Here is a 235-nt window from a genome sequence, read left to right as displayed (position 1 = left end):
CGTTAACTCCTAACTTAGGTGTTGTGGAAACAGATGACCACAGGAGTTTTGTTATGGCTGATTTACCAGGATTAATAGAAGGAGCTCATTCTGGTGTTGGTTTAGGACACCAATTCTTACGTCATATTGAGCGTACGAGAGTTATTGTCCATGTTCTTGATATGAGTGGACTTGAAGGCAGGGATCCCTTTGAAGATTACCAGACAATAAATGAGGAATTAAAGCAATATAACCT

The 235-nt window shown here is 39.6% G+C and carries 1 protein-coding gene; it reads left to right on the top strand.

The features are described from left to right. Positions 1 to 235: GTPase (locus AOA59_RS27715; protein ID WP_178076310.1), on the top strand; the 235-nt coding region annotated here is incomplete at both ends.

The organism is Pseudomonas sp. 2822-15 (genome assembly GCF_002742515.1).
GTDB classification, from domain to species: domain Bacteria; phylum Pseudomonadota; class Gammaproteobacteria; order Pseudomonadales; family Pseudomonadaceae; genus Aquipseudomonas; species Aquipseudomonas salomonii.
The sequence above is the reverse complement of the archived record's forward strand: the minus strand, read 5'-3'. Positions and strand labels throughout refer to the sequence as shown.